The sequence below is a fragment of the Marinirhabdus gelatinilytica genome (genome assembly GCF_003353425.1).
Taxonomy (GTDB): domain Bacteria; phylum Bacteroidota; class Bacteroidia; order Flavobacteriales; family Flavobacteriaceae; genus Marinirhabdus; species Marinirhabdus gelatinilytica.
The window spans coordinates 52,705-75,799 of record NZ_QRAO01000007.1 but is presented as its reverse complement, the minus strand read 5'-3'; the positions used below and the strand labels follow the sequence as shown (position 1 = coordinate 75,799).

General features: G+C 43.1%; 19 protein-coding genes. 3 read left to right on the top strand and 16 right to left on the bottom strand.

Annotation, left to right across the window (positions count from 1 at the left end; genetic code table 11):
* Positions 1–58: 58 nt before the first annotated feature.
* From C8D94_RS14315 to aroC, 6 genes are all read right to left on the bottom strand, one after another.
* The gene (locus tag C8D94_RS14315) at positions 59–1,222 is read right to left on the bottom strand and encodes a flavohemoglobin expression-modulating QEGLA motif protein (protein WP_115124655.1); all 1,164 of its coding nucleotides are present in this window, start codon (positions 1,220–1,222) and stop codon (positions 59–61) included.
* 2 nt (positions 1,223–1,224) lie between these two features.
* Entirely contained in the window at positions 1,225–2,055 is an 831-nt protein-coding gene (locus C8D94_RS14310; protein ID WP_115124654.1) for an N-formylglutamate amidohydrolase, read from the bottom strand.
* Positions 2,056–2,153: 98 nt separating this feature from the next.
* Positions 2,154–3,182 (bottom strand): glutathione synthase, encoded by a 1,029-nt coding sequence (gene gshB / locus C8D94_RS14305; RefSeq protein WP_115124653.1) that lies wholly within the window; start codon positions 3,180–3,182, stop codon positions 2,154–2,156.
* A 90-nt stretch (positions 3,183–3,272) separates the two neighbouring features.
* Complete coding sequence (locus tag C8D94_RS14300; RefSeq protein ID WP_147278568.1) at positions 3,273–4,067, bottom strand: hypothetical protein; 795 nt, start codon at positions 4,065–4,067, stop codon at positions 3,273–3,275.
* A 254-nt stretch (positions 4,068–4,321) separates the two neighbouring features.
* Positions 4,322–5,764, bottom strand: a complete 1,443-nt coding sequence (locus C8D94_RS14295; RefSeq protein ID WP_115124651.1) for a dicarboxylate/amino acid:cation symporter — start codon at positions 5,762–5,764, stop codon at positions 4,322–4,324.
* Between the two features lie 55 nt (positions 5,765–5,819).
* Positions 5,820–6,893: a chorismate synthase gene (aroC, locus tag C8D94_RS14290; protein ID WP_115124668.1), complete on the bottom strand. Its 1,074-nt coding sequence runs from the start codon at positions 6,891–6,893 to the stop codon at positions 5,820–5,822.
* A 172-nt stretch (positions 6,894–7,065) separates the two neighbouring features.
* Between aroC and C8D94_RS14285 the strand changes: the two genes are divergently transcribed.
* Entirely contained in the window at positions 7,066–7,911 is an 846-nt protein-coding gene (locus C8D94_RS14285) for a UDP-2,3-diacylglucosamine diphosphatase (RefSeq protein ID WP_115124650.1), read from the top strand.
* On the opposite strand, the gene C8D94_RS14280 is transcribed toward C8D94_RS14285, so the two are convergent.
* Positions 7,889–10,804 carry an FAD-binding and (Fe-S)-binding domain-containing protein gene (locus C8D94_RS14280; protein ID WP_115124649.1) on the bottom strand — a complete coding sequence of 972 codons (2,916 nt, stop codon included), beginning with the start codon at positions 10,802–10,804 and terminating at the stop codon, positions 7,889–7,891. The genes C8D94_RS14285 and C8D94_RS14280 overlap by 23 nt on opposite strands.
* A 129-nt stretch (positions 10,805–10,933) precedes the next feature.
* Between C8D94_RS14280 and C8D94_RS14275 the strand changes: the two genes are divergently transcribed.
* Both C8D94_RS14275 and C8D94_RS14270 read left to right on the top strand, forming a co-directional pair.
* Positions 10,934–11,416, top strand: a complete 483-nt coding sequence (locus tag C8D94_RS14275; RefSeq protein ID WP_115124648.1) for a hypothetical protein — start codon at positions 10,934–10,936, stop codon at positions 11,414–11,416.
* 140 nt (positions 11,417–11,556) lie between these two features.
* Positions 11,557–13,017, top strand: a complete 1,461-nt coding sequence (locus C8D94_RS14270) for an amidohydrolase family protein (protein WP_115124647.1) — start codon at positions 11,557–11,559, stop codon at positions 13,015–13,017.
* Here C8D94_RS14270 and C8D94_RS14265 read toward each other — a convergent pair.
* The 9 genes from C8D94_RS14265 to C8D94_RS14225 all read right to left on the bottom strand — a co-directional run bounded on the left by C8D94_RS14265 (position 13,014) and on the right by C8D94_RS14225 (position 23,036).
* Entirely contained in the window at positions 13,014–13,493 is a 480-nt protein-coding gene (locus tag C8D94_RS14265) for a hypothetical protein (protein WP_147278567.1), read from the bottom strand. The two genes, C8D94_RS14270 and C8D94_RS14265, sit on opposite strands and share 4 nt — an antisense overlap.
* Complete coding sequence (gene bshA / locus C8D94_RS14260) at positions 13,483–14,613, bottom strand: N-acetyl-alpha-D-glucosaminyl L-malate synthase BshA (protein ID WP_115124645.1); 1,131 nt, start codon at positions 14,611–14,613, stop codon at positions 13,483–13,485. The genes C8D94_RS14265 and bshA overlap by 11 nt, the downstream gene beginning before the upstream one ends.
* The gene (locus C8D94_RS14255; RefSeq protein ID WP_115124644.1) at positions 14,610–17,564 is read right to left on the bottom strand and encodes a glycoside hydrolase family 3 N-terminal domain-containing protein; all 2,955 of its coding nucleotides are present in this window, start codon (positions 17,562–17,564) and stop codon (positions 14,610–14,612) included. The genes bshA and C8D94_RS14255 overlap by 4 nt, the downstream gene beginning before the upstream one ends.
* A 20-nt stretch (positions 17,565–17,584) precedes the next feature.
* Entirely contained in the window at positions 17,585–18,070 is a 486-nt protein-coding gene (locus C8D94_RS14250; protein ID WP_115124643.1) for an ABC transporter ATPase, read from the bottom strand.
* A gap of 246 nt (positions 18,071–18,316) precedes the next feature.
* The gene (locus C8D94_RS14245; RefSeq protein ID WP_115124642.1) at positions 18,317–19,108 is read right to left on the bottom strand and encodes a (Fe-S)-binding protein; all 792 of its coding nucleotides are present in this window, start codon (positions 19,106–19,108) and stop codon (positions 18,317–18,319) included.
* A gap of 18 nt (positions 19,109–19,126) precedes the next feature.
* Positions 19,127–19,561, bottom strand: a complete 435-nt coding sequence (locus tag C8D94_RS14240) for an LNS2 domain-containing protein (protein WP_115124641.1) — start codon at positions 19,559–19,561, stop codon at positions 19,127–19,129.
* A gap of 1 nt (position 19,562) precedes the next feature.
* On the bottom strand, positions 19,563–20,915 hold the full coding sequence (locus C8D94_RS14235; RefSeq protein WP_115124640.1) for a (Fe-S)-binding protein: 1,353 nt from the start codon (positions 20,913–20,915) through the stop codon (positions 19,563–19,565).
* Between the two features lie 3 nt (positions 20,916–20,918).
* Positions 20,919–21,869: an MlaD family protein gene (locus tag C8D94_RS14230; protein WP_115124639.1), complete on the bottom strand. Its 951-nt coding sequence runs from the start codon at positions 21,867–21,869 to the stop codon at positions 20,919–20,921.
* A 45-nt stretch (positions 21,870–21,914) separates the two neighbouring features.
* On the bottom strand, positions 21,915–23,036 hold the full coding sequence (locus tag C8D94_RS14225; RefSeq protein ID WP_115124638.1) for an N-acetylmuramoyl-L-alanine amidase family protein: 1,122 nt from the start codon (positions 23,034–23,036) through the stop codon (positions 21,915–21,917).
* Positions 23,037–23,095: the final 59 nt, after the last annotated feature.

The window sequence follows — 23,095 nt, the reverse complement described above, 5'->3', positions numbered from 1 at the left end:
ACATGGGATAACATTGCTGAATTTCCACATCAATCCCTGCAGAAAGCATACTTGTTCTTTACTTCAAATTCTTAAGGATAAAATCCAGCTTTTCGTTGGTGTTGTCGTTTTGCTGAAAGGCAAAATTGGTGTAGGTGATTTTGGAAGAAAGGCCTTCCTCTTGCCATTTTTTTATGATGGGCGCGTGTTCCAGCGATACCTTACCGGTAAACATTGGGTCCAGATCTTCGTTGTTATAAAAGCTATCGTACACCTTTTTAAGCCCCGTTAGGTACATGTAATCCTTTGTAAACCCTCCGCCTCGATGTGCCCGTAGGGAAATGTTGTAGGCTTCTTCCCTATTTAGTTTGTACTGGTTGTGCAACAGGTCGAAGGTGTCACAAAAATCAAAACCTTTGCGCAGGCTGTCTGCGGCCATTACCCGGTAGGAAAGTTCCTTTAGGCGGTATAGGGTTAAGCAACCGCTCATATATTCGCTAAAAACGGCCAGTCCTTCCTGTGTCTCCACATTTTTTGGAAAACCATTGTGGAAAATCTTCAACGGTTGGCTCAAACCATTGAACGTAGTGACCATGTGCACGCCTATCTCGTGGTTGGCCAGCACTTTCAATTGGTTGGCACTAAATCTATGGTTTTTTTTAAGGATGAGCGTTTGGGTGTTGTTCTGCACCATGGCCGCGGCCGAAATCTTAGTAGAAAGCCTGATGTTGAACTTGAAATCGTACTGCTTTGTAAATTCTTCAAAATAGGAAGCCGCTTCGTCTACACTAAAAACAGGGAACATCTCACTATCGTACTCCTCATCCTGAAAATGAAGGATAAACCGGGCGTTCTCCACATCTTTTTCGGTAGGTGTCCCAAAGGATTTTAATGCATTGTAATAAAATTTCTGCCCCTTCCCTATGGTCTCGATACATTGTATAAGGCCCGAATAATCATAAATAACGTCCCTGAAAAAAGTACGGGTCACTTCGTCCTTTATGCTGTCAATATCTTGTGAGAAGAGCTCCTGTTGTAGTTTGTGTGCATTAAAGTCTATCTTCCGGTAGTGGAAATTGGGGTTTACGTTGTACTTGGACGCAAAGAAATTCCGTTTCTCCGCCTCGATGTTTATAGGGTTTACGTAATTGAGCAGCTCGATTTTTTGAACGAGTTTGTTCAAATTAAAATCTATCTTAAAAAGATTGGGGTGCTGTTGTATAAGGGTCTCGGCAACTGCCATAACTAGGGTTTGTAGGTCTTGTAGAAATGTGCTGCGTGTGCTTTCAGTTTTTCCTGTAATTGTTGTTCTATGGCGTGGACCACCTCTGGATAGATCACTTGCCGAAGCTCGTCGCAATAAATTTTCTTGAATTCGGTAGCCAAAACTAAGGTATTTTTAAAAGTATCGGTAATATATTTCAAGAAATATCCGTTGCCCTGAAACGTGTCGTTAATTTTGGAGGTAGCCTCTATATGGTACGGCAGTTCCAGCTCAGAGAGTGATTGGCGCCACGCTTCTACTGAAGTTCCGAACCTTTCGTTGTCTATATTGGCAGTTCCCAAATTAATCACCGGCACTTCCCTATCCCACCTGCGCCAGTTGTAGCTGTGCATGTCGTACACCACAAGGGTGCCAAATTTGGCTTCCAGTGTTTCAATCAAGGCGTGCACCACGTTGTAAAAGGCAGCGTGTTTTTCAAGACTTGTTTTATGGTGGATTGGGTTGAGGGGTTCTTTCCAAAGTTGTTTTCCCCAGGCATCTTCATAAATGGCGTTTTCTGGGGCCCTGTTCAAATCGTACTCAAACCTACTGTCGCAACCCGCTATTACAATGGGATGCGTTTTTACAAACTCCTTGGTACAGGGATCTTCCTCGAACCATCGCTCGTATTCGGTATGCAGGCAATTGGCCCACAGTTCTTTCCTGAACTGGTGCCCATCGTGCACGGCACCACACACATAGGGAACGTATTGGTCTATCTTTAAGGTAAATGAGTAGTCTTCAGCAACCGCTTCAAAGGTTTCTTCATTCTTTATTTTTGTAATGATTTCTGAAATTGATAAGCGTTGCATGTAGTGAGTTCGTGGGTTGGTTAAGTGGTGAGTTGGTGAATTAGTTAATTGGTTAATCAGTGAATTCGTAAATTGTACCTCCAAAATCGTAAATTCCTTTAGGCTTCACTTACGTGTTTGCGCAGTTTGGTCCTTCTTTCAAAAGCATTTACGCGCTCCACAACTTTGTCTTCTACAAAATCGATGATCTTTTCCTGCACTCGGGTTTTATATACCTTGTTTATGTAGGTGATGCCACCTGGGGACATTACGTTAACTTCCACCAGCATCCCTCCTATTACATCAATTCCGCAAAAATAAAGACCGTCCTTTACCAATTTGGGACCAATCTTACGGCATAGTTCCTTTTCTTGCTTGGTCAAGCTATGCTTCCTTACCGATCCTCCAGCAGAAACGTTACTTCTATGGTCTTCCTCCCCAGGTACTCGTGCCATAGCTCCAATGGGTTGGCCGTTGAGCAACAGGATACGTACATCGCCTTGGTCCGCCCCTTCAATATAGTCCTGAAGAATCACATAGTTTGAAGTGCCATCCTTGTTGTCTATATAAAAATCGAGCAGGGAGTTGATGCTTTTCATCGCACTTTTCTCTATCAATATCACTCCAGAGCCTCCAAACCCGTTAAGGGGTTTCAATATCATCCTGTCGGGACCTTCCTTGATAACCTTTTTGAGGTATTCCTTGTTCTTGGTCACGTGGGTTCGAGGAATGAATTCGTTTTTATCGTCTTCAAAAACCGCTGTATACAATTTGTTGTTGGCACGACGTATTCCATCCAGGTCGTTCAGGATAAACACATCGTCCTTTACACTGTCCAGGAAGTTGAGCATAATCATATCCAGTGGCGGATTGCTTCGAAGGATAATCACATCGAACCCTGCCAAGGGGAGCATCTCGTCATAAAACTGGGCTTTATTGTGGAAAGAAGAGAGTTTGTTGGGTGTTTTCTCGAACCTCTTTAAACACCTGCTAAAAGCGTATGCAACGCTGTCCCTAATGGTTAGGTTGGCGGGAGTTGTCACAGCAACACCGTGGCCACGTTTGGCAAATTCCTGTATGAGTGCGAGTGTTGAGTCGTTTTCGGGGTCTATTTCCTCCCAAGGGTACATGATGAAGCATACGTTCATAAAAAAGTTGGTTTTAGCAAATTAGTGTTAAACTAAAATACTAAAACCAATTTAAACCGCAATAGCTTTAGGGGAAGCTTAACGGAACTTTTAATTTATTACTTGTCCTGTATTAATCGCATCAAAAGTTTCAGCATTCCCTGTAGTCCAGGTAAAATCTACATATTCGTTCCCCGTGCCCACCAATTGCATAGAGGTACCTACAGGTGTGGTGGTGTTGGATTCGTCAACGCCAATATCCTCAGAGGCCATTCCTATCGCGGGCCCGGAATTTCCAATAAAACTACCTTCATAGCTTAAAAACTGGATGACATTCCCTGTGGAAACGCGAACCAGCGCTAAACCATCTGGAGCACCATTCTGAAGCCCATCCGTAGCAACGAGAAACTCCTGAAAACCTATCCCGTTACTATCATTGGCCAATGTCCCTGAGAGGGATATAGTTGCCAAATAGGGGTCTCCATTGGATCCATTATAGCGTACAACTTCATAATCGCTTAAATCTGTACCTGCAGCCCCGGCAATCTCAAAACCTTCGCCCGAGTCCAAGCCTATATTGTCATAATGAATCTCGTTGATCCACACCTCTGGAGTGGCAACGGTGATGCACGTTACATCGGCCCAAGCGGCTCCGGTCCATATTTGAAGACAACCAGTTGCTTCAACAAAAACCAACATCCCATAATCACTGAACCCTGGGTTAATAGCATCACGCTCTGTAGTGGTTGGGACGCGTGGAGGAATAAAACCGCCATAGGTTGTTCCCCCGTCCGATGTACTGCTCACTTCAAGTGCGGCACGAGGTGAAGGTGTAATGGTACCAACGCCAACCTGTGAAAACCCGACGAAGGGAATTAATAACAAAAGAAATAAAAAATGTTTCATAGCCATGTATTTTGAGTGACATAGCCATAAGTAGTGTTCAGAAAATTTGAATTGGGAACATAAAGTTAACCAAAAAAAGTACACGTAAAATGTTGGTAACAAAACCTTAACGTAGCAAACGGGCAACTATCCAATTAAGAATTGCTCGTATACTGCCCATGCTCTACCCATTTCTAAAAATGGATTGTTGAGAAAGTGATGCTTTAGGATTTTAAGCTGAAATACTTGAAATACGTATTTTATTATACCTTACATCAAGAGTCCAAGTCGAACGTTTCTGAAGGGTCGTGCTCCTGATAGTGTAACATACCCTCACCCTTAGCAATAATAGATGAAACCGTAGCATCCCCAGTTACGTTCACAACAGTACGTATCATATCCAATATTCTATCTACTGGGAAAATAATAGCTATCCAAGCTGGATTTAAGCCTACGGAATCCAAAACTATTATCAACATTACCAAACCGGCACTTGGTACCGCAGCAGAGCCTATAGAAGCTAATGTGGCAGTTAAAACGATTACCATTTGCTGTCCCAAGGTTAAATCTATCATGTGTAATTGTGCCAAGAATACTACAGCTACGGCCTGATAGAGGCAAGTACCGTCCATATTCACCGTGGCACCAATAGGCAGTACAAAACTGGTTATTTTTTTATCTACACCTAGATTTTCTTCAACACATTCCATGGTTACCGGCAAGGTGGCGGCGCTACTGGAGGTTGAAAAAGCCAAGGTCTGTGCTGGACTAATGGCCTTAAAGAACCCTGCGTAGGGTATTTTCTTTACAAATAGTTTTAGGATTAATGGGTACACCACAAAAATCATGAGCAACAGCCCAATAACAACGGTAAGCGAGTACCAACTAAGTCCTTTAAAAATCTCGTAGACCTTCCCAACATCGTCCCCTGCCATCTTACTAACAACACCTGCCAACAATGCAAATACAAAGAAGGGTGCGGCCTGCATTACAAAGTCGACCATTTTAAGGAAGACCTCCATGATGCTATCCACAATTTTAGTTACAGGTTGTGATGTTTCATTGGGAATAAAGAGCAAGCAAATCCCAAAAAACAATGCAAAGAATATAATTTGTAACATCAAGCCATTTTCGCCCAACGATTTAAAAAAGTTCTGCGGAACCAGATCCACCAAAGGCTGAAGCGGTCCTGCATCTTTGGTCTGATTGGCCGTTTTCATTTTCTCGGTTACTGCTACATCTTCCAGTTCAGATTTTGATAGGTCTGTGATACGTTGGGCACGTTCCACAAACTTCGGGTCCTCTAGGTAATTGATGCCATCCTTGATTTCATACCCCTGTTTTCCTGCCCAAATCTCATAGCTTATACGGTTGTCTATGCGGCTCTCTTCGTCAATGAGTGCGCCAGGTTTAATGATGTTAACCAGCGTTAGCCCTATGGAAACAGCAAGTACAGTTGTGATAAGATATGCCAAAAGCGTCTTCCCTCCCATTCTACCCAAGCTGGAAGGGTCCCCAATATTTGCCACACCGCTTATCACCGAAAATAGCACCAAAGGCACTGCGATCATTTTCAGTAAATTGATAAAAATTGTACCAAATGGTGCTATCCAGTCTATGGTAAACTGGCTCCAGCCCAAACTGCTGGACAATAAAGCCCAGACAATACCCAATATCAATCCAATAATAATTTTCCAGTGTAGTGCAAGTTTTTTCATAGTAAGGGCCCGAAAAGTTCGGGTGGCTATTAATTTTTAGTTTCTTAAAAATATTCTAGAAGTTGTCCAATTTAGACAAATTATTCAGCATCCAAAAATCGGCCAGGGCCAAGGCTGCCATGGATTCTACAATGGGGACGGCACGAGGCACCACACAAGGGTCGTGGCGACCTTTGCCCATCATCTCTACTTCTTCGCCTTTGGCATTTATGGTCCATTGTTTTTGAATGATCGTGGCAACGGGCTTAAAGGCTACGGTAAAATAAATGTCCTCACCATTGCTTATACCTCCCTGTACGCCACCGCTGTAATTAGTTTTTGTGCTTCCGTCCTTGTTAAAAATATCGTTATGCTCGCTTCCCAGCATTTTAGTCCCTGCAAAGCCGCTTCCAAACTCAAATCCTTTTACTGCGTTAATAGAGAGCATGGCCTTGCCAAGCTGTGCGTGCAACTTATCAAAAACAGGTTCTCCCAGTCCTTGGGGCACATTCTGTATTACACAGGTTATGGTACCGCCAACGGTATCGCCTTGCTTTTTTATTTGCTTGATGTAGTGTTCCATCTTCACGGCCGTTGCAGCATCTGCGGTGCGTACCGGGTTTTTCTCAATTTCTGAAAAATCTACTTCGGTATGTGGTTTGTCCAATTTCAGCTCTCCAACCGATGCCACATAAGCAGTTATTTTTATATCCTTGAGTAGCTGCTTGGCAATAGCTCCAGCCACTACCCTACATGCAGTTTCCCGCGCCGAGGAGCGGCCACCACCACGATAATCCCGATGCCCAAATTTCTTATCGAAGGTAAAATCGGCATGGGAAGGTCTGTAGGTGTCCTTTATGTGCGAGTAGTCTCTCGATTTTTGGTCGGTATTCCCAATCACAAAACCTATGGGGGTTCCGGTGGTTTTTCCTTCAAATATTCCCGAAAGGAATTTTACGGTATCCTCTTCCTTGCGTTGGGTAACAATGGACGACTGTCCTGGCTTGCGGCGTTGCATTTCGGCTTCAACCGCATCGAGATCTACTTCGAGACCTGCGGGACAACCGTCTATAATACCACCTATGGCCACGCCATGGGATTCGCCAAAAGTAGTGAGCTTAAATACGGTACCAAAAGTATTGCCGGCCATAGTGGGGTTTTCAACAAATGTAAATGTTTCCCGCCAATAGTAAAAACGATCCCTTTGCTGGGTTATCAACATTCCTGTTAACAGGGATAATGGTTTGATTATCTATTGGTAACATTTGCTTAATGGACTATTACCAGAAACAAATAACCTTTGTGTACTATAAAAAGATACATTGAAAAGAAAAGTAGACATAGTAGTGCTCTCGGACCTGCACTTGGGTACTTATGGCTGTCACGCCAAGGAAATCCTGCACTATTTAAATTCAGTAAAGCCCAAAAAGTTGGTGCTCAATGGTGATATTATAGACATTTGGCAATTTAGAAAACGGTATTTCCCAAAGGCACACCTCCAGATCATCAAAAAAATAATTGCCTTTGCCACTAAGGGGACCAAGGTATATTATATCACTGGCAACCATGACGAGAAGTTGCGCCGCTTTAGTGATACCAAGATGGGGAACATATACATACTGGATAAATTAGTGCTGAATCTTGACGGTAAAAAGGCTTGGTTTTTCCACGGGGACGTGTTCGATGCCTCTATACAACATACCAAATGGATTGCCAAACTGGGCGGTTGGGGGTACGACATGCTCATACGGTTCAACAGGCTGGTAAACGTGGTGCTACAATCCTTAGGAAAGGAAAAATATTCGCTTTCCAAAAAGATTAAAAACTCTGTAAAAGGTGCGGTGAAGTTTATTTCAGATTTTGAGACCACTGCAACAGATCTCGCCATTGACAATGATTTCGACTTTGTAGTATGCGGTCATATCCATCAACCAGCAATGAGAAGGGTGAGCAACGATAAGGGTAGCTGTGTGTACCTAAACAGTGGCGATTGGGTTGAAAACCTCACCGCGCTGGAATACAACAACGAAAGCTGGAAACTATACCAATATAACCCAGACAATTACAAGCTGAACACCATGAGTCGCACCATAACCGAAGAGGAAGAGGATGAAACCTCGGAGATACTCTCGGCGTTTCAATTACTCAACGGAATAAAGGGTTTTTGAGTGCCCGTCTCAAAATAGTCACCGGATGAAGCGCCTCCCGCTGCGTTCCGTCCTTGATCTGGTGCCTACAACTGGTTCCATTGGCAGCGATAATGGTCGTTTTCGGAGTTTTCTTTACGGAAGGGAACAACTTCAACTCCCCTATTTTCATACTTACTTCGTAATGTTCTTTTTCATAACCAAAGCTTCCCGCCATACCACAACACCCCGAAGTAATGATGGTAGGTTTGTAGTTTTCGGGAAGATTGAGCATATCGAAGGTTACCTTTTGGTTGCTCAGCGCTTTTTGGTGGCAGTGCGCGTGGATCTTTACGGTTTTTTCTTCGGAAGTAAAACGATTTGCTGAAATATTGCCCCGTTCTATTTCAGAAGCCAAGAATTCCTCTATGAGGAACGTATTCTCTGAAATATGCCTTGCCCCCTTTACATCGTCCACCAACCGAAGGTACTCATCCCGAAACCCCAAGATTGCTGAAGGCTCAATTCCTACTAGCGGCACTTCTTTTGAAACTTTTGTTTTTAAGTATGCTACATTCTTTTCGGCTTCTGCCTTTGCTTCGTCCAAGAATCCTTTGGAGAGCATTGCGCGGGCACTATCCAGATGATGCACGGCCTCTACGGTATAGCCCAAAGCAGTCAATAGTTCGAAGGTGTCTATCGCGATTTCAGCATCCAAATAATTACTGAATTCATCAACAAACAAAACAATTTTACTGCCCGTAACTTCTTGTTTGTCAATGTTATTGTAATACTTGCTAAAACTTTTACTTGAAATCTTGGGGACAGAACGTTTTTCAGCAATATTCCCCTGTGCTTTTATAATTCCAGAAGTAATGGGGTTGCTGAAAACAAAATTTGCAATCACAGGATATTTTGAGGCCTGTTTGTTGAAATAGGAACTTTTTGCAACCAGTTTTTCGGCTGTTGAAGCGCCGTTCGCCTTTCGGTATTGATATAGGAACTCTGCTTTTGCGGTTGCCATATCTACATTACTGGGGCACTCACTGGCACAGGCCTTGCAACCAATGCATAAATCGAACACCTCTTTAAGCTCTTTAGAATTGAACTTGTTGGATGCATCGTTGTGCGTTAATACCTCCCGCAGCATATTGGCACGGGCCCGTGTGGTATCTTTTTCGTTTTTGGTTGCGTGATAGCTGGGGCACATGGCGCCTTGTGCATGCTCGGTCTTTCGGCAATCGCCACTACCGTTGCATTTTTCGGCCAAGCGCACTATTCCCTTAGAATCTGCAAAGTTAAATTTTGTCACAATCCCTTCAGCAGTAGTATCTGTACGGAGGTTCTTGTCCATTGGCCATGCATCGGTAATCTTCCCGGGGTTGAAGATATTGTTGGGGTCGAAGGTCTTCTTGATACGTTTCAGCAATCCAAAGTTTGCAGTCCCTATCTGCATCTTTAAAAATTCGGCACGTACGATACCATCTCCGTGTTCCCCAGAGAAAGAGCCTTTATATTTTTTGGTCAGCTTTGCTACATCGGTCGTTATTTCCCTAAATAACGATTTCCCTTTTTCAGTTTTCAGGTTTAGGATGGGGCGCAAATGCAGCTCGCCAGCTCCTGCGTGGGCGTAGTACACGGCCTGTTGTCCATAACCGTGCATAATAGCCGCAAACTCCTTTATAAAAGCAGGTAAATCCGATAATGCCACAGCAGTATCCTCGATGCAGGCAACAGCTTTCTCATCGCCCACCATATTGCCCAGAAGGCCAAGCCCTGCTTTGCGCAGTTCCATGGCCATGGTGATCTCAGTACCTTTCAAGATGGGTTGGGCATAACTAAGCCCACTGTTGTTTAAGGCGTCTATAAGTAAGGAGGTTTGTTTGTTGAGTTCTTGTGGGGAATTTGCTCTCACCTCGAGCATCAATAAGGCTTTGGGGGAACCCTCTACGAAAAAACGGTAGGGTTCGTACTTTTTGTTTTGCTTGGTACGATCCAGGATAATGTCGTCCATCATCTCGCAGGTGTATAAATCGTGCCGCGTCACGTTGTTGATGTCGTTAAGGCATTTTTCCAGTGTCTCGTATTGCGCCACTACTAGCGCAGTTTCAGGTGGAGGGAGCTCGTCCAGTTGTAGTGTAATTTCTGTAGTGAACGCCAGTGTTCCCTCGCTTCCGCATAGCAACTTACAGAGGTTCAGCTTTTCATCGGCATTTGAAAAAACTTCGTTATTTAACAGCGCATCGACCGCATAACCCGTATTGCGACGGTGTATCTCTGGTTTTGGGAACTGCTCGATAATTTCAGCACGTGTCGCTTCATTGGATAGATCGGTAAACAATTGTTTGTAGATGGCGCCCTCTAGCGTGTTCTGCTTTGTTTTTTCGATGAAATCGTCTTTGGGAATTTCAGCAAATGTTACTCTTTCCCCATTAGACAATAGCGCAGTAAGGCTCATCACCTTGTCACGGGTAACCCCATATTTTATGGAGGTGGTGCCACTACTGTTATTGCCCACCATCCCGCCAATCATACAGCGGTTGCTGGTTGAGGTGTTGGGACCAAAGAACAAACCGTGAGGTTCTAAATAAGCATTGAGTTCGTCCCGTATCACGCCGGGTTGCACGGTGACAGTCTTGGCTTTTGTATCGAGACTTAAAATTCCAGTAAAATGTTTGGAGACATCTACCACGATACCTTCCCCTACACATTGTCCTGCCAAGGATGTGCCCGCAGTACGCGGAATGAGCGAGGTTTCGTGCTCTTGTACAAACGTTATGAGCTTTTGTATATCTTCCTCGTTCTTTGGAAAAGCTACTGCCAAAGGTAGTTTACGATATACAGAGGCATCCGTGGCATATATGGACGTATGCAGGGTATCGAAATGTAGCTCCCCCAGAAGGGAGGTTTGTAATGCTTGTAGCTTTTCTTCCATGGAATACTGTAAAAATAGCCCCTTACAACTAGCTTGGCAATAGTTTATAGCTTAAAGTCTAACATTTTATTAACTCAAACTAAACTATTAATGGTTTAGGTTTGTTATGCAAACTTTAAAACAAAAACTATGAAAAAGTTATTTTTAGTTGCCCTTGCCGTTATTGGATTTGGGCTTCATGCAAACGCGCAGGAACGAAAAAATGCCATTGGCCTCAGGCTTGGTGACAGTGACGGTTTTGGTACCGAGGTAAGTTACCAACGTTATTTGGACAGCAAGCACCGTTTGGAATTTGACCTGGGATGGCGGAGCAGGAGAAATTTTGACGCGTACAGGCTCACAGGACTTTACCAGTGGGTTTGGAACATCGATGGTGGTTTTAATTGGTACGTAGGTGCTGGAGGGGGTGTTGCCCAAGTAAGCTTTGATGATGATTTCCCAGGAAATGATGATACCGAGACCTACCTATACGCCGCTGGAGATATTGGGATAGAATACGACTTTGACTTCCCCTTATTGTTATCACTGGACTTTAGGCCAGAATTTGGTTTTGGTGATGTAAATGACGATGTAGACTTGGATATCGCCTTAGGGGTACGCTATCAATTTTAGGCAAAACACAAATATTGACAAGATAAACGCTCCATGATGGGGCGTTTTTTGTGGGTTATTTCGCCCATAAGAAAAAGGGTTTTTCCTGTGGGGAAACCGAAATATTAGTTGCAATTTTATAGTTCACAAGCCATTGGACTATGAAAACGCATTATGTAGACGTACATTGCCATCCCTCCCTGAAGCCTTATAGCAAAAGTTTTAAATACGAACCACCCAAGCAAAATGCCCTTGATGCTGGCAGGAAAAACTCTATTTGGCATTACAGTCCGCCCACGGTTTTGGAAAAATTCGTGAACCGGATGGTGACCCTTACCAAGTTCACCCAAACCGATATGAGCGCATTGGCAAGGTCTGGCGCTAAAGTAGTGGTCGTGAGCCTCTACCCTTTTGAAAAACACTTTTTGAGTAAACGTGTCTGGGGCTGGAAAGGGCTTACCGATGTGTTGGTAAATCTAGCCGCAAGTATTAGCCAAAGCCGCATAGACGCCGTTATGCGCCACAACGACTATTTTGAGGACCTAATGAGCGAATACGACTTTTACAAGCAACTGGACAACCAAGTACACAAGATCGACGCTGTTTTTTATACCTACAGGCTTGTGAACAGTTATGCTGAAATTTTAGAAAACCAACAAAGCGAGACAAAAGATAAAAAGATTATCAACATAGTGTTGTCCATTGAGGGGGCGCACGCATTCAATACAGGGTTGGACATGAATACTGATACTGCAGACCCCATTGAAGTAATAGATAACCTAAAAGCGGTTAAAAATTGGCCACACAAGCCTGTGTTCATCACATTTGCACACCATTTTTACAATGAGCTCTGTGGGCACGCCCGTAGCATAAGCATTGGTGCCTTGCGCGAAAACCAAGACAGGGGGTTGAACACTGGCATCACAGAACTGGGCATGGAGGTAATCAACAGGTTGCTTTCCAATACCAATGGCCCTCGTATTCCTTTGGATGTAAAGCACATGAGCACTGCTTCACGCAAAGCGTACTATAATCTATTGGACACCAAATTTAAAGATGAAAAGATTCCTGTTATTGCCAGTCACGGAGCCGTTAATGGGCAACGTTCCATTGTACAATGGGATGTGACAGATTATCCTGAAAGAGCCAAATATTTCAATAACCTGGATATCAATTTTTTCGACGAAGAAGTGGTGCGTATTGCCATGAGCAATGGCCTGCTGGGTATACAATTGGACGAGAGGCGAATAGGAAGCAAAAAAGCCATTAACCAATCTAAAATCTATTTTCCGAACAAACGGAAACAACTGCAGAAAAAATCCCTATTGGTGTGGCGACAGGTAGAACATATTGCTGAAGTACTGAACAAAGAAGGGTTGTTCGGTTGGGGCATACAAAGTATTGGTAGTGATTTTGATGGTATCGTAAACCCTATTAAAGGACTGTGGACCGCTGAGAACATTAAAGACCTTGGTGAAGAAATGCTGAACCATGCCAACGACTACCTGAACGAAAACAGAGAAAAACTTTTGGAATTCAACAGGATAAGTGGCGCCTCCATTGTAGAGCGTGTGCTGCAAATTAATGCTATGGAATTTCTCGAGAATAATTTTAGGACTTAATTTTCCGCAGCGGTCTTTACTACCACTGGAAGGCCTTGTTTTTTGTATTTAATCATCACGCATGGTTGCGACATTACTGTGGTCACATAATCACCTTGTGATTTGTTTGCGGCCAACGTAACCTCTATTTTGTTATTGGTTTTGGCAACGGTTGCAACTTGTATGCCTTGGGTGCCGTGGTTTACTTCCCCTGGGGAATATAAAAATACTTCGTATGTGCTAAAATCTACTTCGGGAACAGGGATTCCGGGCATTCTTGTGCTGTTTACCTTTGCGAAAATGGCGTCCAACTCTTGTTGAGCAGTGATTACCTTTTTGGTGGGTTGTTGTATGTTGCTCTGGGAATCGCTTAAAAGTGTTGTAAAAGGTATCCCTTCAGTTGTTGGATTTTCAGATGTGGTGTTTCCGGTACTCTTACAATTAGAGAGTAAAAACAACGGCAGGCACAAAACTGTAAAAATTATATTACGAAACATAGGCTACGGCTTTTTGGTACACTTCTTCGTACATGGGTACGATATTTTGGGTGTCGAATTTTTTGGCAACTTGTTTGGCTTGTTGCTTGAATTTTTTTAATTCATCGGGATCTTTCAGGATGGAGATAGCGTTGTTGGCCATTTCGGCTACATTGCCTACATCACTTAAATAACCACTCACGCCCTGCTCGTTCACTTCAGAGAGCCCCCCCGTGTTGCTTGAAATTACTGGTACGCCACTTGCCATGGCCTCCAATGCGGCAAGACCAAAGCTTTCCTTTTCTGAAGGCAACAGGAACAAGTCACTAAAACACAAAATCTTATCTATCTCACTACTGTTCCCCACAAAACGGACCTTATCCTGTATGCCTTTTTCTCGGCATAGTCTTTCAGCGGGATCTTTCTCAGGCCCCTCGCCTACCATGATGAGCGTGGCGGGTATTTTTTGCTGGACACGATAAAATATCTCAATAACATCCTGTATGCGTTTAACGGGCCTTAAATTACTTATATGTGTGATGATAAACTCATCTTCTTCGGCCATAAGGCCACGTTGGCAATCGGTATAGGGGTTGGTATATTTTTCAACATCGATAAAGTTGGGGACTACATCAATTTCAGAAGTAATATCAAAAAGTCTGTTGGTATCGTCCTTCAAGCTTTGTGACACCGAGGTCACCACATCGCTCTTATTGATACTGAAGGTAACCGCTGGCTTATAGAAAGGATGGTTGCCCACAAGGGTGATATCTGTCCCGTGCAGGGTTGTTACTATGGGAATAGAAATCCCCTCGGCCTGCAGCATCATTTTGGCCATATATCCCGCATAGGCATGCGGAATGGCATAATGCACGTGCAATACCTCGATACGGTGCAGCTTTACCATGTCTACCAACTTGCTGGACAGCGCCAACTCGTAGGGCTGGTAGTGGAACAACGGATAGTCGGGCACCGAAACTTCGTGAAATTGGATGTTCTTGGACAATAACTCCAACCTAACAGGTTGTTTGTAGGTTATAAAATGTATCTCGTGACCTTTCTCGGCCAGTGCGAGTCCTAATTCGGTAGCTACAACGCCACTTCCTCCAAAGGTTGGGTAACAAACTATGGCTATTTTCATTTAGATGTTGTTTGGGTGTTTGCCCGGTTATTATTATTTATGGCCTCGTAAATAACTTGTTGGATATTACTGCGTAAATTGCTGCCTATCAATTTTCGGTTGTCTGCACTGGGGTACGTTCGGTTGGATAGGAATACGTAGACGATTTCCTCCTCAGGATCTGCCCAAGTAAAAGTACCCGTAAAACCGCTATGCCCAAAGCTTGTCATAGATACACAGCCACAGGTGGGGCCAACATCTCCCAGTTGTGGTTTATCAAAGCCCACTCCCCTTCGCACATCTTCCTCACAATAATAGCAAGTGTTAAAGGCATCTAAGGTTTCAGGGTTAAAATAGCGTTTACCACCATAAAACCCTTTCCAGAGGTACATCTGCATAATCTTGGCAATATCGTTCGAGTTGCTGAAAAGCCCTGCGTGCCCGCCAACACCACCAATCATCGCAGCTCCTTGGTCATGTACATACCCATGTACCTTTTGCATCCTAAAGTAGGTGTCCTCTTCAGTAGGAACGATAGATGTTTTTGAAAATTTCGACAATGGATTGTATGACGTATAGTTGGCTCCCAGGGACTCGTACACGTTTGTCTGTACCAGTTCGTCCAGCCCTTTTCCATAAAAATCCTCAAGATATTTTTTTAGTATGTAGTAAGGAAGGTCACTGTATTTATAGCCCTTTCGACTCCTGAGATCGCTCTCCCGAATCGTTTCAAAAATGCTGTCCTTGTAATCTCTTCTCATGTACAATCCTTCTGCAACCTTAATGTTGAAATCTTCGTTGGGCTTGGTTTTATAGTACTTTTCTGAAGGTTTTTTAGTGATCGTATCCAATGTGTACGCATAAAACGGTATCCAAGCCTTGAGTCGTGCCGTGTGTGTGAGCATTTGCTGTAAGGTAATATTTGCCTTATTGGAGTTTTTGTACTCTGGGAGCATTTCAGAAAGTTTGGTATCCATGGAGAGCACTCCCCTATCTACCAAATCCATGATCATAGGAAGGGTAGCCAGGATTTTTGTGAGTGAGGCAACGTCGTACACATTGTCCTCCTTAACACGGTTCTTTTTTTGTTGGGTGTGGGTCCCAAAGGTCTCGTTGTAAATTACTTTCCCCTTTCGGGCCACCAAGATTTGGGCTCCAGGGTACATGCCGGCCCAGATACCCGCTCTAGCCATAGAGTCAATTTTTTTTAGGGTATAGCTGTTAACGCCCACGCTCTCTGGGGTACCATATTGTAAGCGTTTAAGGGGTTTGGTCTCGTATTGCGTATTTACGGGGAAATCTTCACCCAAACTAACAGGCAGACGCCCGTTGGAACCTCTTGCCCCAAAAATAAGCTGTGCCGATAGTTCTTGGGCTACCTCGCTGTTTTGGTAGGACATGATAATACCTTCAAAATTTGTGGAGGTCTTTAAATCCAACAGAGCATACGGTCTCGTGAAAACATCAAGGATAACAGTGTTGGTCCTTGCTATCTCATAGATCCAAACCAATTCCTTTTCGGTAAACTCATAACTTTTCCATGGGTTTTCATTGGAACGGTGGAAACCAATAATAACGTAATTGTAACTCTTCAATTTTTTTACATAGCTGTCCAGGCTAGAGGCCTTTACCCAGTCTACATCGGCATAGGCTCGGAGTTGATCCAAGAATGGTTTTCCGGAATCGTCACCAAAATTCACATAGGCAATCTTTTTTTTCTGAAGATCTTTTATGGGTAGTATGGCTTTGTCGTTCTTTAATACCGTAAGCGCATTTTCCATCGCCTCTTCGTACAGTACATCGTCCCAAACGGTATTGAGCTCTTCAACCAAATAATTAGTGGAAACGGGTTTATAATCATTGAGCCCTACTTTATACTTGGCATATAATATTTTTTTTACTGAATGTGCCAAGCGTTCTTCAGTGATGATCCCCTCCCTAAAGGCATTTACGATCAATTGATGCGCCTTGGGAATGTTTTCTGAAATGAGCAATACATCGTTACCTGCAAGAAAAGCAGCCAAATCTATCTCTCCCGGCTCTTTGAAATTTGCTGCGCCTTTCATATTAAGGGCGTCCGTAAATACCAAGCCATTAAAGCCTAGCCGCCCCTTCAGCATATCGGAAACAATGGTTTTGGATAGTGAGGAAGGAAAATTGGTTTCTGTTTCCAAAGAGGGAACGTTTAAATGGGCAACCATTACGCTGCTCAGACCCTCCTCGATAAGGCGACGGTACGGGTACAGTTCTACACTATCAATGCGTTCTTTGGAAAAATGTATGGTAGGAAGTGTTTTGTGGCTATCCGTCTCGGTATCGCCGTGCCCGGGGAAATGTTTTGCGTTTGCTATGATTCCCGCTTGTTGCATCCCTTTCATAAAAGCCATGGCTTTTTGTGTTACGTTCTCTTTGTCCTCACCAAACGACCGATTTCCAATAATGGGGTTCCTTGGGTTGGTGTTTATATCTACCACAGGTGCGAAATTTATGTGCACGCCCAGACGTTTGCTGTGTTCGCCGATTCGTTTTCCAACCTTTTCAACAATCTTGTTATCCTCAATAGCCCCAAGTGTCATATTCCACGGGTAGGCAAAGGTAGAATCCAAACGCATGGCCAATCCCCACTCTGCGTCCATCGCAACCATAAGTGGGATATTGGAAGCTGCCTGAAATTCGTTATTGAGTTTTGCCTGGCGCTGTGGCCCTCCTTTGGAAAAAATTACTCCGCCTATGTATTGCTCTTGGATGAGCTTCTTTATTTTATCGGTCTTGGATGTTGGATCGCTGGAAAAAACATCTACCATAAACAACTGCCCAACTTTTTCCTGAAGGGACAAGTTGTTGTAAATGCTATCTACCCATTTTTTTTGGTTTTCGAAATCTTCTTTAACAATAAGGGGGTTGACTTGCTGGGCAGCGGTCGAAAAAATTACAGATGTTAAGAATAGTAAGGAGACAAGGTGTTTTTTCATAGCACTTAAAAGTACAAAAACTATGCTAAAAATCTACTGTGCCAACTTTCTTTTGCAGGAACTTCCCAATGGTGCAAATATTCTTCCTTTGTGTTCACCAAGTTGTTGAAAACTACCGTGTTTGGAGAGACGGAACGGGCCTTGGCCATTTTTTTGAAATCTGCCAAAGATTTATGCGCTATGTATTCGCCATTATAAAATGTCACGTTCATCTTGTCCAGTAGATCTACGTCCAATTCTTTTTCCAACTGCTGTATAAAGTGCACCGAAGCATCAATACTGCATCCAGATGCCGAAGCATTCTCCTGGTTGAGACCTATTACGATAAAACGGTTGTATTTTATCTCGAACCCTGCTTCCAGATTAGCACCGTGGGCTGTCCACTGCTTTAGGAATTCTGAAGTTTTTTCTGAAATTGCAGCTACTTCTTCATCAGATAATTTCCGGCTGCATTGGTAAACCCAGATTCTTGAAGTATCGGGGAGTGTATTGAAATCTACTAGCATAGCTATTTATTTTAGAGGTAGGGTTTTAGAAATTAAGATTTTTTTTTAATAAAAGTGTCCTTCATAATAATCGAATGATTTTTGAAAGTCTGCTATCACCCCCATAGAGGTAGTCTAAAATATATAGATTGTCAAACTGAGTCGTAGGATTTTCAAAACAATTGATAATCAATACACTTCGACAAGCTAAATGTGACTTATTATTTTTTTTGACACCTATTAGACAGTCTCATTTTTTGTATGGCTTTACAAATCCTGCGCATTGGCAATCATTTCGGCTACGTCCATCACGGCTACTTCGCCTTCTTTCTCGAAGTTCTTTACGCCATCGGTCATCATGGTATTACAGAATGGGCAGCCTGCAGCGATGATCTTGGCATTTGTACCCAAAGCTTCTTCGGTACGCTCTATGTTTACATCCTTCTTGCCTGGTTCCGGCTCCTTGAACATTTGTGCGCCACCGGCCCCACAACAGAGTCCGCGTGATTTGCAGCGCTTCATCTCGGTGAGTTCTACCTCGAGTTTTCTCAAGAGGTCACGGGGAGCTTCGTATTCGTTATTGGCGCGACCCAGATAGCAAGGGTCGTGGAAGGTTATTTTCTTTCCTTTAAATTTTCCACCTTCTACTTTTAGTCTGCCTTCATCCAATAGGGATTTTAGAAATTGGGTGTGGTGCATTACCTCGTAGTTTCCGCCCAATCCGGGATATTCGTTTTTTATGGTATTGAAGCAGTGCGGACAAGCGGTCACTATTTTTTTAACTTCGTAACCATTTAGTACCTCGATATTCATCATCGCCTGCATTTGGAAGAGAAACTCGTTACCGGCGCGTTTGGCGGGGTCTCCCGTGCATCCTTCCTCGGTTCCCAAAACTGCAAAATCTACCTTGGCGTTGTGCAGTAGTTTTACAAACGCTTTGGTTATCTTCTTCGCTCTATCGTCGAAACTACCGGCACAACCTACCCAGAACAATACTTCGGGTTGTTTGCCTTGGGCCATATATTCGGCCATTGTGGGAACTGTTATTGCTTCACTCATATTCTTTCTATACTTTCATTAATCCTCAAAAACCTCAATGGTTACTTTCTTTTCAACCAGATCGGTAAATTTTCCTTTGTAGCGGGTTGCCTTTACCAAGTGGTTGTCCACCCAATGGTAGTTCCCGCCACGGGGTTTGCCCATTAAGAGGGAATGGTACTTAAACCCGTGTTTGTTGAGCCAGGTTTCGGTCACTTCGCGATGCTCTTCGGTACGAGAGGTAAAGAAACAGATAAGGTGCCCTTTATCGTACCATTTGTTGAGTGTTTTAAGGGCATCGGGAAAAGGTTCACAGGTGGCCATACGCTCGGGCTGTTCGTTGGGAACATCTTCGGTAATGGTGCCATCGATATCGATAAGATAATTTTTTACGCCTTTTGGTAATACAGGACTCACCTTCTCGCCTGCCTCTACTTTTTCGTGCAATAGTTTTTCGGCTTCTTCTTTTTCCATCTTAGTTTTCGTTTTTCCAGTTCAGCCTATCCATTTGGTTAAATGGCCACGGAGCACTGTTGTTCTCTATATTGGTCATTGTAACATTCAGCTCATTAGGAGCGGCGCTTTGTTCCATTACCAGATATTGGCGCATATCCATAATGATACTCAGCGGGTCTATACTAACCGGGCAAGCCTCTACACAAGCATTGCAAGTGGTACAGGCCCACAGTTCTTCACGTAGGATATAATCGTCCAACAGTTGTTTGCCATCGTCCTTAAACTCACCACCGTTGGCTTCCATATTTTTTCCCACTTCCTCCAGACGGTCGCGGGTGTCCATCATTATCTTTCGAGGTGATAATTTTTTACCGGTAATGTTGGCTGGACATTCACTGGTACAGCGACCACACTCGGTACAGGTATATGCGTTCAAAAGCTGTATGCGTGACAGGTCCATGACATCGCTAGCACCAAATTTTGCTGGGGTTTCGGCACCTTCGGGCGGTGCGGCATAGGGATCGGCACTGGGGTCCATCATCAGTTTTACCTCGTTGGTAACCGAATCGAGATTCTTGAATTTTCCCTTGGGGACCACTTTACCGAAGTATACATTGGGGAATGCCAAAATGATGTGCAAGTGCTTGCTGAAATATAAATAATTGAGAAAGACCAAGATTCCCAAGATGTGTAGCCACCAAGCGCTTCTCTCGATGACGATCAAAGTGCCTTCGGACATACCCTGAAATAAAAAAGCTATAAACTGGCTTACTGGATATGAACCTACTTGAATGTAATGGCTTGCAGTTTCTGAAGTAAAGGTTCCTGCGGCCACTCCTCTTTGAAGTGCAAGGTCCGCAGCATTCATGACCAAGAAAAGTATCATGAGTACCATTTCAAAATAGAGGATAATATTTGCGTCGTTCTTGGGCCAGGAGGTCATTTCCCTTGCCCAGAAGCGTTTTATCTTTTGGATGTTTCGGCGTGTCCAGAAAAAGATAACACCCAACAGTACCAATAATGCGAGAATTTCAAAAGAACCAATCAATACATCATATACAGGCCCCAAAAAGGATAGCACTCTGTGGGTTCCGAAAAGACCGTCAATAATGATCTCGAGAACTTCAATATTTATGATGATGAAGCCTACGTACACTACAATATGAAGTAGTCCCGCAATGGGGCGCACTACCATTTTACTCTGTCCCAATGCGATGCGCACCACATTGCTCCAGCGCTGTTTTTTATGGTCGCTGGTATCTACTTCCTGCCCTAGCTTAATGCGGCTTATTACTTTACGGATATTGTAGGTAAAATACCCAACACCCAAAACAAGTGCTATGAGAAATAAAATCTTTGTAATGTACGCCATGTGTTATAAATCTGGATCTTCTGGTGGTTCGTAACCTTTGTCTCTCTTACCGAATACGGAGATGTTCACGTATCTTTTTGGGTTGAGCTTTACATCCTGTATCAACTCTTCCAATTGTCTCGTAGCTCCTTCAAGGTTATCGTATAATTGCTTATCGTTCAACAGTTTTCCTACACTACCTTCAGGACTGTTCACTTTATCCACAGCTTCTTTTAGTCCTGCTGTAGCATCTTCAAGATTGTTTACCATAACGCCAAACTCTATTTGCGACAGTGAATCTGAAAGCTTCGAGAAGTTGGCCATCGTATCGTCCAGATTGGTAAAGGTACGGTCCAGTTTTTCACCGTTTCGGCCTAGGAGGTTATCAGCCTTTTCTGAAAGCTGTCCAAAATTTTTAGTGGTAGTGGATAGATTTGCTATGGCATTTTTGAGGTCTGTCCTGGTGTCCTCGTCAATAATATCGGTAATTGAAATGAGCAACGAATCCACAACACCAAGGGTTGCTTCTAGTTTTTCTTCAAGGGGTGCTAGCGTTTCGCTGAACTCGTCCAGCATCCCTTTTTGGATTTCACCCGAGAGGGTGTCGCCAGATTTAGCGATACTGCTCTGGTCATAAATAGGAAAAATCCCAACAGATTTACCGCCAATGAGACCGCTACTGTATATTCTTACAATACTATTTTGAGAAAAGTCGAAATCTCGTTCCACCGTAAACTCTACCACAAGACCACCTTGGGCGTTAGCGAAATCTATCTTTTGCACCTTTCCTACCTTAAGACCATTAATGGTAACTGGTGCTCCTTGAGCCAGTCCCTCAACGTTTTTGTACTTTACGTAAAAAGTTCTGTTCTTTTCTAACAGGTTGGTTCCCTTTAGGTAGCTATACCCAAATATAAAGAGCAAAATGGCCCCTATGGCAAGAATTCCTGTTTTTACTTCTCTGGAGAGTCTCAAAAAAAATGTGTGTTTAGATGTTCAACAAAGTTATAGAAATAACTTTTATTTATCCTGCCTTTTTAACACTTCTGAAAGTTTTTTCTTTTTACCATTCTCAAAGGCTACTATATAGCAAGAAGAGTAGCCTTTTTCTTGGGCGAAAGTCTTCATGAGCTGGATTTTGTTATAATCGGAAGTTTTACCGTAATAATATTTGTAGAGTCCGTCCTCCTTTTCTCGATCTACATCTTTTAGCCCCTTGAAATTTGAAGGTTTTGTGTCCAGCTTTTTGCTGCTAGCTGCTAGCTGTACCCTAAAATCCACTCCTTTATATTCGTTTTTCTCTGTGGTTTCAATGGCGGTTTCTATTTCCTTTTCTGTGATCGTAGGGTTTTGGGAGTCTTCGGTTGCGAGTAGGATTGTTTCTTTATATTTAAGAATGCCCTTTGCGATCTCTTCTGCTAACTCTTTTCTACCTTTTTTCGAGTTCACATAAGGACCTTCCTTGTCATTTGTTAAAAACCCAAGCTCCACTAGTACACTTGGCATATAGGAACTGTGTAAAACCCAGAAAGGAGCAGATCTTACACTCCTGTCTTTTCGTTTCAAATTATTTACGATATTATTTTGAATAAGACTTGCAAGGATGATGCTCTGGTCTAAATACTCTTCTTGCATTAAGGTAAGCCCAATGAGAGATTCTGGCGAGCTTGGATCAAATCCGGCATAGGTCTCTTTATAATTCTCCTCTAGGAATATAACTTCATTTTCTTTTTTTGCTGTTTCCAGATTCCTGCCAGATTTGTCTATTCCCATTACAAAAGTTCCAATTCCATAAGCTTGAGAATTATGAGAGTCGCAATGAATAGATACAAAAATGTCTGCATCAACTTCGTTTGCAATGGGTCCTCTTTTGTATAAATCAATAAAAACGTCTGTTTTTCGAGTATACACTACTTTGATATCTGGATGCTTTTCCAAAATTTCACCAACTTGTAACGTAACGTCCAAAACGATGTCTTTCTCATAGAAACCATTTCCGCGGTTTCCAGAATCCTTACCGCCATGACCGGGATCCAGCACCACCACGAAAGGTTTTGTGGTATCATTATTGGTGCTTGAAAAGCCATACACAAAAAAGGTGGGTAAGAATAATAATAGTGATAAAAGCTGTTTCGTTTTCATATAAAGATAACGTGGTTTGAAATTTGATATTTTAAAAAATAGTAGGCAAAAAAATATGC